Origin of the sequence: Microbacterium sp. (assembly GCF_046295495.1) — a bacterium.
Classification (GTDB): domain Bacteria; phylum Actinomycetota; class Actinomycetes; order Actinomycetales; family Microbacteriaceae; genus Microbacterium.
Genome location: NZ_JBKBNC010000055.1, coordinates 1 through 15,032, shown reverse-complemented (window position 1 = coordinate 15,032; position 15,032 = coordinate 1). Strand labels below are relative to the sequence as shown.

Below are 15,032 nucleotides of genomic sequence, written 5' to 3'. Positions count from 1 at the left end.
CGCGGCTCGCCCCCCCCGCCCCCCCCGGCCCCCGCCGGCCGCGCGCGGGCCCCCGCCCCCCGCCCCCCGGCGCCCACGGTTACACGCATAAACGCGATTCACGCGCATAAACGCGAGCCCCACATGTTTACGCGCGCGGATCGCGTTTATGCGGCGACCGCGTGGACGTGTCCCTCGGCGAGACGGCCATCGCGCCGCCCCGCACCCGCGGCCCCCGGCCCCCGGCCCCCGGCCCCCGGCGCCCGGCGCCCACGGTTACACGCATAAACGCGATTCACGCGCATAAACGCGAGCCCCACGTGTTTATGCGCGCGGATCGCGTTTATGCGAGGTGGTGGCGGGACGGCGACGGGGTTCGGCAGCGACGGGACGGCGGCAGCGCCGGGACGGCAGCGGCAGCGGGGCCCGGCGGCCCGCCGCGGAGTCTCCCGGATGCCGCGGCTGCCCCGCCACCCGGCAACAGCGACGGCCGCCCCACACCGTGGGGCGGCCTTCGAGAAAGCGATATACGCGGGGTCGCGCTTAGCGACGGAGACCCAGGCGCTCGATCAGCGAGCGGTAACGCGCGATGTCGATGTCCTGGAGGTAGCCGAGCAGACGGCGGCGCTGACCCACCATCAAGAACAGACCACGACGCGAGTGGTGGTCGTGCTTGTGCTCCTTGAGGTGCTCGGTGAGGTCCTTGATGCGCTGCGTCAGCATCGCGACCTGCACCTCGGGGGATCCGGTGTCACCGGGGTGCGTCGCGTACTCTTCGATGATCGCCTTCTTGGCGTCAGACTCGAGTGGCATAGATGGGATCCCCTTTCTCTCATTGCGCGGCGCCCGACGCCTGATGCGTGGGCTCTCTTTATCCGCGGCCGATCAAACGGCAACCGCATGAGTCTACCAGCCTCGGTGCTCGACGATGAACGCGGGTGAAGATCACGGGCGGTGATCCCGAGAGAGGGGTCGGCACCCGTGTCGGCGGCCTGGCGTAGCCTCGATCCGTGCAGCTCACGGTCCGCGTCACCCCCGGCAGTCGACGCGGCCCCCTCGTCGAGGACACAGCCGACGGTCTCGTCGTCCACGTGCGCGAACGCGCCGCCGAGGGAGCCGCCAACGCCGGTGTCGTGAGAGCGCTCGCCGCCCACTTCGGCGTCGCCCCGCGCGACGTCCGCGTCGTCCGCGGGCACACCGCGCGCATCAAACGGGTGGAGGTCGACGCGTGAGCACCCGACAGAGCGCCTTCATCGACCTGCGTCCCTTCCGCGCCTCCCCCGCCTTCGCGCGCCTGTGGGTGGGATCGACCCTCGCCGGGCTCGGGGGTCAATTGACCGTGGTGGCCGTCATGCTGCACGTGTTCGAGCTCACGCAGAGCACCTTCGCGGTGTCGATGATCGCCGTGGCCGGGCTCCTGCCGATGATCGCCGCGGGCCTGTACGGCGGCATGCTCGCCGATGCCTTCGACCGACGCACCGTGGCGCTGCTCTCGGCGGTCGTCACCTTCGCCTCGACGGCCCTCCTCGCCCTCCTCGCGTGGACCGGGCTCGAGACGGTCCCGTGGTTGTTCGCGCTCAGCGTGGTCAACTCCGCCGCGAACTCGATCGTGATGGCCACGAAGTCGGCGATCACCCCGCGCCTCCTCCCCCGCGATCTCCTGCCCGCCGCGGCGGCGCTGCAGGGTGTCACGGTCGGGATCATGGTCATGGCCGGCCCGGCCCTCGCGGGTGTGCTCGTCGCCGTCGCCGGCTACGCGTGGACCTACTCGCTCGACGTGCTGCTCATGACCTCGCTGTTCCTCGGGCTGTGGTCGCTGCCCCGGCTCCGCCCCGAGGGCGCGGTGGTGCGCCCGGGCCTGGAGTCGTTGCGCGACGGGATGCGGTTCCTGCGCCGTGCGCCCAACATCCGCCTGCAGTACATCCTCGACATCGTCGCCATGACCTTCGGGCAGCCGGTCGCCCTCTTCCCCGCGATCGGCGCGGTCCTCCTCGGCGGCGGCGCCATCACCACCGGCGTCCTCACCGCCGCCGTCGCGGCGGGCGCGTTCCTGTCGAGTCTGGTCTCGGGTCCGATCGGCCGCGTGCGCCGTCAGGGTCTCGGCATCGAGCGCGCCATCCAGGTCTACGGCCTGGCGATCGGCGCCTTCGGGCTCGTGCTGCTGGCCGCGGCCCTGGGCTGGGGGCGCCCCGCGGTGGTTGACGAATCGCACGCCGCGGTCGCCCTCATCACCGTGGCCGCCCTCGTGCTGGCCGTGTCCGGCGCGGCCGACAACGTCAGCGCCATCTATCGCTCGACCATGATGCAGGCGGCGGTTCCGGATGCCATGCGCGGCCGGCTGCAGGGGATCTTCATCGTCGTGGTGGCCGGTGGCCCCCGCGTCGGCGCACTGTACGCGGGCACCCTCGCGACGATCGCGGCGCTGTGGGTGCCGCCCCTGCTCGGCGGACTCGTCATCCTCGCGCTCGTCGGCACCCTCGTGCGGTTCGCGCCGCGCTTCCGGGAGTACGACGCGCTCGACCCGCAGCCCTGAGTCGCGCCGGCCGCAGGTCGAGGACGTCCGCGATGGGGACTGCCGATCATCGGCGGTTTTCCGCCGTCGCATCCGTTCCCGCCGCGCGATGTCGGATGCCGGCCGTATCGTCGGCTTCGTGGCATCCCCTTCCGCTCCCTCGCCCGTGTCGATCGTCGTGCAGTTCGTCCTCACGGGCGTCGTGTGGGGTTCGAGTTTCCTCTTCATCGCGATCGCCCTCACGGGGATGACCCCCGCGCAGGTCGCGGGCGGACGTCTGCTGTTCGGCGCCCTCGCCCTCGCGGCGATCGTCGCCGTCCGGCGCGAGCGCCTCCCCCGCTCGGCTCGGGTCTGGGGTCACCTCTGCGTGCTCTCGGCGACCTTCTGCGTCGTGCCCTTCCTGCTGTTCGCCTGGGCCGAGCAGCACGTGTCGTCGGGCCTGGCGAGCATCTTCAACGCGACGACGCCCATCATGACCGCGATCATGGCGTGGGCGGTCTTCCGCGTCGAGCGCCTGAAGCCCGGCCAGCTCGTGGGCATCGTCGTGGGGATCGTCGGCGTCGTCGTGATCATCGCCCCCGGGGCCGTGGCCGATGTCGGCGACAGCACCGTCGCGCAGGTCGCGCTGCTCGGCGCGACCGCCTGCTACGGCTTCAGCCTCGCCTACATGCGCCGCTTCCTGGGCGACACGGGTCTATCGGGGGTCGCCTTCGCCTTCGGGTACATCGGCCCTGCCGCCGCCCTGATGGTGCTGCTGTCCCCGCTGATCCTCGCCGAGCCGATGCGGCTCGACCCCCCGGTGGTGGCGAGCATCGTCGCCCTCGGGGTGCTCGGCACGGGCGTCGCCTACGTGTGGAACCAGAACACCCTGCGCGCCTGGGGCCCCACACGGGCGTCGACCGTGACCTACCTCACCCCCGTGGTCGGGGTCGCGCTCGGCATCCTCGTGCTGGAAGAGCGCATCAGCTGGAACGAACCGGTCGGGGCAGCGGTGGTGTTCCTCGGCATCCTGCTGGTGCAGCAACGCCTGCGCCTGCCGCTGCGCGCCACCGCCTGACACCCGGCGTCCTCCGGCCCCGGACCCACCCGCCATCGCATGCACGAAGGAGGTACCGGATGCCGGCAAGCCCGGCGCCGGCCCCACGCCCGCACGTGCGCCGACCCGGCGCGGCCCCGAACGCTGCAGCACCGGGAACGCCGACGACCGGCAACGACGACGACCCCGGATGCCGTGGCATCCGGGGTCGTCGTGAGGATCACGTCCGCAGCGCGAGCTGCGGGACGATCACGCCTGGAGCGAGAGCTGCAGGTCGAGCTCGATGGTGACGTCCTTGCCGACCAGCACGCCGCCGGTCTCGAGGGCGGCGTTCCAGGTGAGACCGAAGTCTTCGCGGTTGATGACCGTCTTGGCGGTGGCGCCGGCCTTGTAGTTGCCCCACGGGTCGGTGCCGAAGCCGCCGAAGTCGAGCGAGAAGGTCGCGGGCTTGGTGATGCCGCGGATCGTCAGGTCGCCGTCGACGAGGAAGTCGCCGTCTTCGAGGCGCACACCGGTGGAGCGGAAGTCCATGGTGGGGTAGGTCTCGATGTCGAAGAACTCGGCGGAGCGCAAGTGCTGGTCGCGACCCTCGTCCTTGGTGTCGACGGAGGTCACGTCGACGGAGGCCTCGACGGTGGCGTCGAGGGGGTTCTCGGGGGCGACGATCGTGGCGCTCTTCACGCCGAACGTGCCGCGCACCTTCGAGATCATCATGTGGCGCACCGAGAAGGTGACCTCGCTGTGCGAGGGGTCGAGCACCCAGGTGCCCGTCTTGTAGCCGGGGATGTCGAGGGCGGTGGTGTCGGTCATGTCACTCCTAGAGGTCTGGGGAGCCGTGTCGGCGTCCTGCCGATGCCCAACTCCCATTCACACGAATGTATTCCACGATCGAGGGAAATGACGAACCCGAGGGGACCGCAGCCCCCTCGGGTTCGTGAACGTCGCGTGAAGAACGCCCGATCAACCGACCTTGAGCAGGTCGATGATGAAGATGAGGGTCTTCCCGCCGAGGAAGTGGCCGCCGGCGGGCCCGTAGGCGAGGTGCGGCGGGATGACGAGCTCGCGGCGACCGCCGACCTTCATGCCCGGGATGCCGTCTTGCCAGCCCTGGATGAGACCGCGGAGGGGGAACTGGATGCTCTCACCCCGGCCCCACGACGAGTCGAACTCCTCGCCCGATTCGTACTCGACACCGGCGTAGTGCACGGTGACGGTGTCTCCGGGCTTCGCCTCGTCGCCGTCGCCGACGGTGATGTCGCGGATGACGAGGTCGGAGGGGGCGGGGCCGCTGGGAGCGTCGAACTCCGGCTTGGTGCGATCAGTCATGCGTCCATCCAAGCACGAGGAGGCCCGGCGTCGAACCCCTGGACAAAGACTCAGCGCCCGGTGCCGCGGCGATGCCTGCGTGTCTCCCGGGCGCTGAGTTGGCCTACGACGATGGTGCTCCCGCTCCGCCGACGTGTCAAGACCCCCTGGTCGCGGCGGCGAGACACGGTGAGACGCGGGGTGGGGTCCGGTGGGCGGGGGTAGGAGAGTCTCGTGCGCTCGTGGCCCGGGGCGACGGAAACGGACCCGGGGCCACCAGCGACCATGCCACCACGGGTCACCCACGCCGCCCAGCCGCGCAGCGACCTCGACCGCCCACGCGACCGCACAATCCGCCCACTCGACCGCACGCCCGCGCGTCAGCGCGTCAGCGCGTCAGCGCGTCAGCGCGACAGCAAGGCCGCGCGGGCCGCGGTCGTGCGCTCGAGCAGATAGCGCTCTGTCGCGGGGGCCTGGGGATCGCGTCCCGACAGCGTGCGCTGGCGCGCCGCGGCGAGCGCCGTGGCATCCACGATGAATTCCCGCATGGTCGCCGACCGGTCGCCCGGCAGCGTGCGGGCCCAGGCGAGCGCGGATCGGCGCCCGGGTCCGGTGGCGAGCATGTCGACCTCCTGCGGGGTGAACCAGCCCGCGGCGGCGTACTCGCTGAGCCGGGCGCGGGTGAGCCGGGACTCTTCGCGACGCAGAGCCAGGATGCCGAGGATGAACAGCACGAACAGGGGGACCTGCAGCGCGGCGTAGACCTCGAAGAAGTCGGCGAACGTCGCCGAGCCGTTCCACAGCGCGTGCAGCACGATCGCGCCGAGAAGACCCGGTAGGGCGTAACCCATCGCCTTGCCCGCGCGCAGGCCACGGCGTGCGGCGAGCCCGAGAGCGAAGCCGGTGAGACTGGTGAACATCACGTGGGCGAACGGCGACAGCACGGCGCGCAGGAAGAACGTGCTCGCGACCTGCGCGGGACCGCCCTCGAGGTAGCTGAGGGCGAAGTACTGCACGTTCTCGGTGAGCGCGAAACCTGCGCCGATGAGCGCGCCGTAGACGATGCCGTCGACGGGGCCGTCGAAGGCGCGGCGCGCGAGGGCGAAGATGAGCAGCACACCCACGCCCTTCGCGACCTCCTCGACGATGGGCGCCTGGACGACGGCGCTGAACGCGGCGGGAAGCCGGCCGAGCGCGAGGGTGAGCAGCAGATCGACCGCCAGGGAGATGACCACCGCGGCGATCGCCCCCCACGCCACGGCGAAGACCAGCAGACGGCGCGGTTCGGGCTCCCATCGGTCGATGGCGCGCACCGCGAACCACACGATGACGAACGGGATCGCCGCCAGCACCAGGCCGAGGAACGTCGCGGCCGTGCCGAGGAAGCCGGTGAAGTACCGCACGAGCAGCGCGAGCAGCGGCACGAGGAGCACGGCGACGACCCACAGTGCCACTCCGCCGCGCCGCGACCGTGGGGGTGCCGCCGAGACGGCCGGCTGCGGGGCGGTCGCTATGCGCGCCGGTTGGGCGGAACCGGGCCGGGAGAGCGGCGAGGGTGAGCTCATGCGCTCAGCCTAGGGGCGGCCTCCGACACGTCCTCGGGGGCTTGCGGCCCCGCCCCGCGGGCGGGGACCGGTAGCGTGGACGTATGCGTTTCGCCCACGTCCGGTCTCAGGAAGGGGCGGAAGCCCCCCGTCTCGTCAGCGTCCACGGCGAGGAGTTCTCCTTCGTCGACGAGCTCTTCGACGGTGCCCCCGGCACGCTCGAACAGCTCATCGCCGGCTCCGACGCCCTGCTCGACCGCGTGCGCGAGGCGGCGGCGTCGGCGCCGCGGCATCCGCTCTCGGGCATCCGATTCGCCTCGGCGGTGCTCGCTCCCCCGTCCATCCTGGCCGTGGGCCTGAACTACGCGGCGCACTCGGGCGAACTGGGCCTGAAGACCGACGCCGGTCCCACGGTGTTCGTGCTGTGGCCCAACTCGCTCACCGCGCACGGCGCGACCACCTCGTGGCCGCGGGCGCTGAGCGAAGCCGTCGACTACGAAGCCGAGCTGGGAGTGATCATCGGCCGCCCCGGTCGCGACATCGGCGAGGCCGACGCCCTCGACCACGTCTGGGGATACACGGTCGTCAACGACATCACGGCGCGCAACATCCAGTTCTCCGAGGCCCAGTGGTCGCGCTGCAAGTCGTTCGACGGCTTCACCCCCACCGGCCCCTTCGTGGTCACCGCCGACGAGATCCCCGACCCGCAGGACCTGCACATCTGGACCGTCGTCGACGGACACACCGTGCAGGATGCCAGCACGGGCCAGATGGTGCGGTCGGTGGCGACGCTCATCCACAAGCTGTCGGAGTCGGTCACGCTGCTGCCCGGCACCCTGATCTCCACCGGCAGCCCCGGCGGCGCCGGATACTCCCGCGACCCGCAGATCTTCCTGCGCGACCGCTCGACCGTGACGGTGGGCATCGACCGCATCGGCGAGCTGACCACGCACTGCCGCATCCTCGACTGACGCCCGCGCCGGCTGGGCACCCCTGCCGCGAGACCCCCTCTCGCTGACATCCCGGTCGCCGGGTGCACCGACACACCGCCCGGGTGGGCCAGCGCCTCAGTCCTCGACGACGCTATCGGCCGCGCGAACGATCGGGATCGCGGCCGTCACGGCCTGGAGGCCCGACAGGCGCGCGGGCGAGATCTGCTTCATGACCTCGTCGCGCGTCATGAGCCCGGCCTCGACCACGAGGTCGGCGACGTTGCGGTGGGTCAGCAGGGCGGTCTTCGCCAGGGCGGCCGCGGCCGCGTAACCGATGAAGGGCGTGAGCGCCGTCACGACGCCGACCGAGGAACCGACCATCGCGCCCAGGCGTTCCCGGTTGGCGGTGATGCCGTCGACGCAGTTGACCCGCAGGGTCCACATCGCCTGCCGCATCCACGTGATCGACTGGTAGATCGAGTGGGCGATGACCGGCTCGAAGGCGTTGAGCTGGAGCTGACCGCCTTCGACGGCCATCGTCACGGTCATGTCGGCCCCGACCACCGAGAACGCCACCTGGTTCACGACCTCGGGGATGACGGGGTTGACCTTGCCGGGCATGATGCTCGAGCCCGCCTGGCGCGCCGGCAGGTTGATCTCCCCCAGGCCCGCCTGCGGGCCGCTGGAGAGCAGACGCAGGTCGTTGCAGATTTTCGACAGCTTCACCGCGTTGCGCTTGAGCGATGACGAGAACGACATGAAGGCGCCGGTGTCGCTCGTGGACTCCACGAGGTCGGTCGCCGTCTCGAGATCGAGGCCCGTGATCGCTCGCAGGTGGCGCAGCACCGCTCCCCCGTACCCGGCGTGCGCGGTGATGCCCGTGCCGATCGCGGTCGCGCCCATGTTGATCTCGTAGAGCAGGTACGCGTTCTCGGTGAGGCGGTTGTAGTCCTCGCCGAGTGTCGTGGCGAAGCCGTGGAACTCCTGCCCGAGCGTCATGGGCACGGCATCCTGCAACTGGGTGCGCCCGACCTTGAGGACGTCGTGGAACTCCTCCGACTTGCTCAGGAACGACTGCCGCAGCAGGGCGAGCTCCTCGAGCAGGCTCTGCAGGGTGAGGGCGAGACCGATCTTGATCGCGGTCGGGTAGACGTCGTTGGTCGACTGGCTGCGGTTGGTGTCGTCGATCGGCGACAGGAAGGCGTAGTCGCCCTTCTCGCGGCCCGCCATCTCGAGGGCGATGTTGGTGATGACCTCGTTGGCGTTCATGTTGGTCGAGGTGCCGGCCCCGCCCTGGATGACGCCGACGGTGAACTCGTCGTGGAAGTCGCCGTCGATCACACGCTGGGCGGCGCGGTCGATGAGGTCGGCCTTGCGTTCGTCGAGCACGCCGATCTCGCGGTTCGCGCGCGCCGACGCCTGCTTCACCATTGCGAGCGCCCGCACGAGGTCGGGGTACACCGAGATCGGTCGCTTCGCGATCGGGAAGTTCTCGAGCGCCCGGGCGGTGTGGATCCCCCAGTACGCGTCGGCGGGGATCTCGAGGGATCCGAGGGAGTCGGTCTCGGTACGGGTGCGCGTCATTGCGTCCAAAGCCATGTGGGGTCCTCGTGGGTTGTCACGGCGAGCAGGGATTCATCGAGCCTAACGAGCACGCCCTCCGCCGACGCTGGACGCGGCGGCCGGTCGCCGGATCGGCACCGTCCGCGGCGTCTATTGCCCGGGCGTGCGCTTGCGCGAGAACGCCTCGAGTCGCTCCTCGGGGCGGAGGGCCGCCATGCGGGCGGTCCACTCCGGGGTGAAGACTCCCGCCCCCTCGGCGTCGACCACGGGCACCACCGCGTGCGTGATCGTGTCGTCCCACACGTGGACGAGGTGGAACGAACGCCCGGCATCCATCCCGTTCACGGCCTCGGCGGGACGCGCGAGGTCCATCGTGTAGCACGAGGCCGACGCGACGCTCACAGGCACCCCCGCGAAGGTGCCCGCCGTGGAGTAGTGCAGGTGTCCGGCCAGGATCGCCCGCACGTCGGTACCCGCGATGGCCGCGGCCAGGGCCGGCTGGTCGCGCAGTTCGAGGATGTCGAAGAACGGGATGTGCGTCGGCAGCGGCGGGTGATGCAGCGCCAGGATCGTTCCGAGCGGCGCGGGCTCGGCGAGCTCGGCGCGCAACCACTCCAGCTGCGCGGCGTCGAGGTCGCCGTGGTGCCACCCCGGGACGGTGGAGTCGAGGGCGATGAGTCGCAGTCCGCCGAGGTCGTGCACGCTCGTGACGGGCTCCTGGGTGGCCTCGGCGTCGAGGAGTCCGGCGCGCAGCGCGGGGCGCTCGTCGTGGTTGCCGGCGACCCACACCACCGGGGCGCCGAGGCGCTCGGCCCACGGCTCGACGGCGGCGCGCAGCGCGCGGTAGGCCTCGGGCTCGCCGAGGTCGGTCAGATCGCCGGTGAACACCACGGCATCCGGTCGCACGCCGGTGGCCTCGGCGGCATCCAGGGTGCGGCGCAGGTGTCGGGCTGTGTCGAAGCGATCGCCCAGCAGGCGGTCGCCACCCAGCAGGTGGGTGTCGCTGAGGTGGAGGAGGACGCGCGCCGCGGGCGCGTGCTGACCGAACTGCACGGATGCCATGGGCCCAGCCTACGAGGGACCTCCGACACCGCCCGGCGGCGCCCCGGCGCCCCACCGCACCGCACCGCACCGCACCGCACCGCACCGGGAAGGTGGTGCGTCACGGAACCGCGAGCGCGTCTGCCCTCGAGCGCGTTCCGCCCGCGCGGGCGCGGCGCCGGACAGGCGGGGTCGGTCGCGCAGGTCGCGCCCTCAGTGGTTGACGAGGATCAACAGCAGCGCGCCGAGCACGGCCGCCGCGCACACGGCGAAGCACGCGTACGCGGCGAGACGCGACAGTCGCTTCTCGCCGTCGCTGAGGGGGTTCTTCGCGGCGGCCTTGGCCACCGCCTTCTCGGCGCGGCGGCGCTGCTTGTCGGAGAGCACCGTGATGGCATCCGTGAACTCGGCCGGGGCGACCAGCGGGGGTCGACCACCGCGCACCAGCAGGCGCAGGCCGAGGGCGTAGAAGGTCACGACGATCGAGGCGCCGAGCAGGGCCGCGACGAAGACCTGCAGGAAGGACTCCCAGTTGATGAGCATCAGACGCCCCTTCCGGCCTTGTCGCGCTCGATGCGGCGCTGGCGGCGCGTGGGGCCCGGCTTGCGCGGGACCTTCACGGCGGCGCCGGAGTCGGCGACCTCGCTCATCGCGTTCGCCGAGGTGACCTCGTCGCGCCGCGAGCGCAGGAAGAGGCCGAGCACGATAGCGACGGCGATCACCGCGTCGACCGCGACGCCCCAGCCGCCCAGCCAGACCACGACGAGCGCGGCGGCGGCTCCGACGGCGCCGGCGGCGGGAAGGGTGAGCACCCAGCCGATCATGATGCGCCCGACCGTGTTCCAGCGCACCGTCGATCCGCGGCGGCCCAGGCCCGAGCCGATGACGGATCCGGAGGCCACCTGGGTGGTCGACAGCGCGAAGCCGAGGGCGCTGGAGGCGAGGATGGTCGCGGCGGTCGAGGTCTCGGCCGAGAAGCCCTGGGCGGGCTTGACGTCGGTCAGGCCCTTGCCGAGGGTGCGGATGATGCGCCAACCGCCCATGTAGGTGCCGAGGGCGATCGTGATCGCGCAGGCGAAGACCACCCAGAGCTGCGGGTCGGGGGCGGCCGAGGACTGCCAGCCGACGGTGATGAGGGCGAGGGTGATGACGCCCATCGTCTTCTGAGCGTCGTTGGTGCCGTGCGCGAGGGCGACCAGCGAGGAGGTGAAGATCTGGCCCCAGCGGAAGCCGTCGCGTCCGTCGGCCTTCATGTCGTAGCGGCGCGTGACGCCGTACGCGATCTTCGTCACGGCGAAGGCGATGATCCCGGCGGTCAACGGCGCGATGAGGGCGGGCAGGATCACCTTGCTCAGCACGACCCCGGTGTCGATGGCCGAGGCGCCGACGCCCACGAGCGTGGCACCGATCAGGCCGCCGAACAGGGCGTGCGACGAGCTCGAGGGAAGGCCCAGCAGCCACGTGAGCATGTTCCACGTGATCGCGCCGATGAGACCGGCGAAGATGATCGGGGGGAAGATGTCGGGACTGAGTTGCTCCTCGCGGATCATTCCGCCCGAGATCGTCTTGGCCACCTCGGTGGACAGGAACGCGCCCACCAGATTGAGGCTCGCGGCCAAGAGGACGGCGACCTTCGGCTTCAGCGCACCGGTGGCGATGGGCGTGGCCATCGCATTGGCGGTGTCGTGGAATCCGTTGGTGAAATCGAAGAACAGTGCCAGCACGATGACCAGCACGATGATGAGGGCTGCGCTCTCCACCGTTCGCTTTCCGTGAGAAGGAGGAAGGGATGCCGACGGGATCGGCGTGACGAACGAAGAGTTCACCTGGCGTTGTTCTTTCGTTCACCGAAAGACGCGACGTCATCCTTTCACCCGGACCTGTGCGGGTCAAACGCGCGGCGGTCCGGCCGGCCGGCATCCGGAGAGTCCTCCCGGGCCGAAGTCCGGGGGGCGCACTAGCGTGGAACGGTGACCGACCTCGACCCGCAGCCCACCCCGCCCGTCGCCGCCCGCCGGCCCGCCCCGCGTACGCACCACGGCGACACCTTCGACGATCCGTACGAGTGGATGCGGGCGAAGGACGACGCCGAGGTCATCGCCCACCTCGAGGCCGAGAACGCCTACACGGGCGCGCGGACGGCGCACCTCTCGGGGCTGCGCGACGCGATCTTCGGAGAGATCAAGGGCCGCACGCTCGAGACCGATCTGTCCGTCCCCGCCCGCCGCGGCGACTGGTGGTACTACGGGCGCACCGTCGCCGGCGCCCAGTACGGCATCCAGTGCCGCGCGCCGCTGGACTCCCCCGACGATTGGACGCCGCCCGCCCTCTCGCCCGACCGCCCCGTGCCGGGCGAGCACGTGCTGTTCGACGGCAACGTCGAGGCCGAGGGCACCGATTTCTTCTCGCTCGGCAGCTTCGAGATCTCGAACGACGGCACCCGCATGCTCTACGGCATCGACGTCGCGGGCGACGAGCGCTACACCGTGCGGGTGCGTGACCTCACCACCGGCGAAACCCTCCCCGACGAGATCCCCGGCACCTTCTCGGGCGCCACGTTCTCCCCCGACGGTCGCTTCATCGTCTACACCACGGTCGACGACGCCTGGCGCCCCGACACCGTGTGGCTGCACGAGATCGGCACCCCCGTGGACGCCGACGTGAAGCTGTTCCACGAGCCCGACGACCGCTACTGGGTCGGTGCCGACTTCACCCGCAGCGACAAGTACCTCGTCATCGAGATGGGCTCCTCCATCACGAGCGAGGAGTGGCTGCTCGACGCCGACGACCTGCGCGGCGAGCCGCGCGTGGTCTGGCCGCGGCGCGAGGGCGTCGAGTACTCCTCGTCGCACGCCGTGGTCGACGGCGACGACGTGCTCTACGTGCTGCACAACGACGGCGCTCTCGACTTCGAGCTCGTGCGGGTCTCGGCATCCGATCCCCGGGGCGCTCGCGAGACGGTGATCCCCCACCGCACCGGCCAGCGGCTGCTGGGCGTCGACACCTTCCGCGACTGGGGCGTGGTGGGCTACCGCCGCGACGGCCTCGCGCGCCTGGGCATGCTGTCGTATGCCGACGGCGCCGTGACCGAGATCGCCTTCGACGAGCCGCTGTACAGCGTCGGCACGGGCGGCAACCCCGAGTGGGCGCCGCCGGTGCTGCGCCTGGGCTACGGCTCGTTCGTCACGCCCGGAACCGTGTACGACTACGTCGTCGACACCGGTGAGCTGCTGCTGCGCAAGCGCCAGCCCGTGCTCGGCGGCTTCGACCCGGCCGACTACGGACAGGCGCGCGTCTGGGCCCCCGCCGACGACGGAACGCGGGTCCCGGTGTCGCTGGTGTGGAAGCGGTCGTTCGGCGAACCCGGATCGGCGCCGCGCCCCGTTCACCTGTACGGCTACGGCTCGTACGAGCACTCGATCGAGCCCGGCTTCTCGGTGCCCCGACTGTCGCTGCTCGACCGCGGCGTCGTCTTCGCCGTGGCGCACGTGCGCGGCGGCGGCGAGATGGGCCGCCAGTGGTACGAAGACGGCAAGCTGCGCGCGAAGCGCAACACCTTCACCGACTTCGTCGCCGCCGCACGCCACCTCGTGGATGCCGGCTACACCACGCCTGACCGCATCGTGGCCGAGGGGGGCAGCGCGGGCGGGCTGCTGATGGGCGCCGTCGCGAACCTCGCGCCCGAGCTGTTCGCCGGCGTCCTGGCCGACGTGCCGTTCGTCGACGCACTGACGACGATCCTCGATCCCTCGCTGCCGCTGACGGTCATCGAATGGGACGAGTGGGGCGACCCCCTGCACGACGCCGACGTGTACGCGTACATGAAGTCGTACTCGCCCTACGAGAACGTGCGCGACGGCGTGCAATACCCCCGCATCCTCGCGGTGACCTCGCTCAACGACACCCGCGTGCTGTACGTCGAACCGGCGAAGTGGGTCGCGCGCCTGCGCGAGGTGGGCGCCGACGCGCTGCTGAAGTGCGAGATGGTCGCCGGCCACGGCGGCGTCAGCGGCCGCTACAACGCCTGGCGCGAGCGCGCCTTCGAGCTGGCCTGGCTGCTCGACGTGCTGGGTCTGGCGGAGACGCAGGGCCACTGAGAACAGGGGATCGTTCGAAGACAGGGGCGCGGCGGCTCTCGGCGTCCTGTTCTCGGACGATCCCCTGTTCTCGCCCACGGCTCCATGGCTCCTCCCGAGCCCCCTGGCATCCGGAATCATCCACCGCCGGGCCCACGGTGGCGCTCCCGCGGCGGGGACCGAGGGCATCCTCGGGGGATGAGTGACGCCCTGGTCGAGTTCGTCCGTCGGCGCGGCGGCGCCGTGCACACCCGCTCCGCGCGCGCCGCGGGCTTCACCCCGCACGCGATGGCCGCCGCGGTGCGCGACGGGAGGATCGACCGGGTTCGCCGCTCGTGGCTGATCCACCCGGAATGCCCACCGCCACGGCGTTCCGCCGCCGCCCGTGGCGGACGACTCACGTGCGTGAGCGCCGCGGCGGAGAAAGGCCTCTGGGCGCCGGCGGCCGACGACATCCACATCTGGGTGCCGTCCACGGCCTCGCGTGTGGATGCCACGCACGTACGGCTGCATCGCGGGACGGGCCCCGTTCCGCTCGCGAACATCGACCCCGATGAGCACATCCTCAACGTGCTGTTCCACGTGGCATCCTGTCTGCCGCGCGCGGATGCCCTCGCCGTCTGGGAATCGGCTCTGCGGCATCGCGTCGTCGAGCCCGACATCCTGGCTCACGTCGTCTGGCGTTCGCCCCGGGCCTCGGAGATCGCCCGCGTCGCCGGCGCTCTGTCGGACTCCGGACTCGAGAGCCACTTCTGCGCACTCCTGACCGCTGCCGCGATCACTGTGCGTCAGCAGGTGCGGATCGACGGGCATCGCGTCGACGGGCTGATCGGCGAACGACTCGTGGTCCAGCTCGACGGGTTCGCGTTCCACAGCACCCCCGCAGACCGCCGTCGCGATCTCGAACAGGACGCACGGCTCGTACTGCGCGGGTACACCGTGCTGCGATTCGATTACGCGCAGGTCATGTTCGACCCCGATGCGGTGCTCGATCGCATCCGGACGGCGATGGCGCAAGGGCTGCACCTCCCCCGGACTACTCGC

14 protein-coding genes are annotated in these 15,032 nt (G+C 71.1%); 6 read left to right on the top strand and 8 right to left on the bottom strand.

Annotated features, from left to right (window positions below; translation table 11 throughout):
- Positions 1-522: 522 nt before the first annotated feature.
- A complete protein-coding gene (gene rpsO / locus ACK4LS_RS13590) occupies positions 523-792 on the bottom strand; it encodes a 30S ribosomal protein S15 (protein WP_019180606.1) in 270 nt (89 codons plus the stop codon).
- 197 nt (positions 793-989) lie between these two features.
- Between rpsO and ACK4LS_RS13585 the strand changes: the two genes are divergently transcribed.
- From ACK4LS_RS13585 to ACK4LS_RS13575, 3 genes are all read left to right on the top strand, one after another.
- On the top strand, positions 990-1,211 hold the full coding sequence (locus ACK4LS_RS13585; protein ID WP_409718245.1) for a DUF167 domain-containing protein: 222 nt from the start codon (positions 990-992) through the stop codon (positions 1,209-1,211).
- Positions 1,208-2,512 carry an MFS transporter gene (locus ACK4LS_RS13580; protein ID WP_409718242.1) on the top strand — a complete coding sequence of 435 codons (1,305 nt, stop codon included), beginning with the start codon at positions 1,208-1,210 and terminating at the stop codon, positions 2,510-2,512. Before ACK4LS_RS13585 ends, ACK4LS_RS13580 begins: the two co-directional genes overlap by 4 nt.
- Positions 2,513-2,630: 118 nt before the next feature.
- Positions 2,631-3,548 carry a DMT family transporter gene (locus ACK4LS_RS13575; protein ID WP_409718239.1) on the top strand — a complete coding sequence of 306 codons (918 nt, stop codon included), beginning with the start codon at positions 2,631-2,633 and terminating at the stop codon, positions 3,546-3,548.
- A 228-nt stretch (positions 3,549-3,776) separates the two neighbouring features.
- On the opposite strand, the gene ACK4LS_RS13570 is transcribed toward ACK4LS_RS13575, so the two are convergent.
- The 3 genes from ACK4LS_RS13570 to ACK4LS_RS13560 all read right to left on the bottom strand — a co-directional run bounded on the left by ACK4LS_RS13570 (position 3,777) and on the right by ACK4LS_RS13560 (position 6,397).
- On the bottom strand, positions 3,777-4,337 hold the full coding sequence (locus ACK4LS_RS13570) for a YceI family protein (RefSeq protein ID WP_409718236.1): 561 nt from the start codon (positions 4,335-4,337) through the stop codon (positions 3,777-3,779).
- 150 nt (positions 4,338-4,487) lie between these two features.
- A complete protein-coding gene (locus ACK4LS_RS13565; protein ID WP_268103636.1) occupies positions 4,488-4,853 on the bottom strand; it encodes an FKBP-type peptidyl-prolyl cis-trans isomerase in 366 nt (121 codons plus the stop codon).
- Between the two features lie 383 nt (positions 4,854-5,236).
- A complete protein-coding gene (locus ACK4LS_RS13560) occupies positions 5,237-6,397 on the bottom strand; it encodes a PrsW family intramembrane metalloprotease (RefSeq protein ID WP_409718233.1) in 1,161 nt (386 codons plus the stop codon).
- 83 nt (positions 6,398-6,480) lie between these two features.
- Here ACK4LS_RS13560 and ACK4LS_RS13555 point away from each other — a divergent pair, with 83 nt between their 5' ends.
- On the top strand, positions 6,481-7,347 hold the full coding sequence (locus ACK4LS_RS13555) for a fumarylacetoacetate hydrolase family protein (RefSeq protein WP_409718230.1): 867 nt from the start codon (positions 6,481-6,483) through the stop codon (positions 7,345-7,347).
- A gap of 96 nt (positions 7,348-7,443) precedes the next feature.
- On the opposite strand, the gene ACK4LS_RS13550 is transcribed toward ACK4LS_RS13555, so the two are convergent.
- The 4 genes from ACK4LS_RS13550 to ACK4LS_RS13535 all read right to left on the bottom strand — a co-directional run bounded on the left by ACK4LS_RS13550 (position 7,444) and on the right by ACK4LS_RS13535 (position 11,672).
- Positions 7,444-8,907 (bottom strand): aspartate ammonia-lyase, encoded by a 1,464-nt coding sequence (locus tag ACK4LS_RS13550; protein WP_409718227.1) that lies wholly within the window; start codon positions 8,905-8,907, stop codon positions 7,444-7,446.
- 114 nt (positions 8,908-9,021) lie between these two features.
- A complete protein-coding gene (locus tag ACK4LS_RS13545) occupies positions 9,022-9,933 on the bottom strand; it encodes a phosphodiesterase (protein ID WP_409718224.1) in 912 nt (303 codons plus the stop codon).
- 192 nt (positions 9,934-10,125) lie between these two features.
- On the bottom strand, positions 10,126-10,455 hold the full coding sequence (locus tag ACK4LS_RS13540; protein ID WP_409718221.1) for a peptidase: 330 nt from the start codon (positions 10,453-10,455) through the stop codon (positions 10,126-10,128).
- Entirely contained in the window at positions 10,455-11,672 is a 1,218-nt protein-coding gene (locus tag ACK4LS_RS13535; protein ID WP_409718218.1) for an inorganic phosphate transporter, read from the bottom strand. The genes ACK4LS_RS13540 and ACK4LS_RS13535 overlap by 1 nt, the downstream gene beginning before the upstream one ends.
- Before the next feature lie 210 nt (positions 11,673-11,882).
- On the opposite strand from ACK4LS_RS13535, the gene ACK4LS_RS13530 reads away from it, so the two are divergent.
- Together ACK4LS_RS13530 and ACK4LS_RS13525 are read left to right on the top strand one after the other, a co-directional pair.
- Positions 11,883-14,009 carry a S9 family peptidase gene (locus tag ACK4LS_RS13530; RefSeq protein ID WP_409718215.1) on the top strand — a complete coding sequence of 709 codons (2,127 nt, stop codon included), beginning with the start codon at positions 11,883-11,885 and terminating at the stop codon, positions 14,007-14,009.
- Between the two features lie 177 nt (positions 14,010-14,186).
- On the top strand, positions 14,187-15,032 hold an 846-nt coding region (locus tag ACK4LS_RS13525; protein ID WP_409718212.1), incomplete at its 3' end, for a DUF559 domain-containing protein.

What these genes read in the sequence shown, in the direction of transcription:
- rpsO (WP_019180606.1), bottom strand. Translation starts at nt 792, where the DNA reads ATGCCACTCGAGTCTGACGCCAAGAAGGCGATCATCGAAGAGTACGCG.
- ACK4LS_RS13570 (WP_409718236.1), bottom strand. Translation starts at nt 4,337, where the DNA reads ATGACCGACACCACCGCCCTCGACATCCCCGGCTACAAGACGGGCACC.
- ACK4LS_RS13565 (WP_268103636.1), bottom strand. Translation starts at nt 4,853, where the DNA reads ATGACTGATCGCACCAAGCCGGAGTTCGACGCTCCCAGCGGCCCCGCC.
- ACK4LS_RS13560 (WP_409718233.1), bottom strand. Translation starts at nt 6,397, where the DNA reads ATGAGCTCACCCTCGCCGCTCTCCCGGCCCGGTTCCGCCCAACCGGCG.
- ACK4LS_RS13555 (WP_409718230.1), top strand. Translation starts at nt 6,481, where the DNA reads ATGCGTTTCGCCCACGTCCGGTCTCAGGAAGGGGCGGAAGCCCCCCGT.
- ACK4LS_RS13550 (WP_409718227.1), bottom strand. Translation starts at nt 8,907, where the DNA reads ATGGCTTTGGACGCAATGACGCGCACCCGTACCGAGACCGACTCCCTC.
- ACK4LS_RS13545 (WP_409718224.1), bottom strand. Translation starts at nt 9,933, where the DNA reads ATGGCATCCGTGCAGTTCGGTCAGCACGCGCCCGCGGCGCGCGTCCTC.
- ACK4LS_RS13540 (WP_409718221.1), bottom strand. Translation starts at nt 10,455, where the DNA reads ATGCTCATCAACTGGGAGTCCTTCCTGCAGGTCTTCGTCGCGGCCCTG.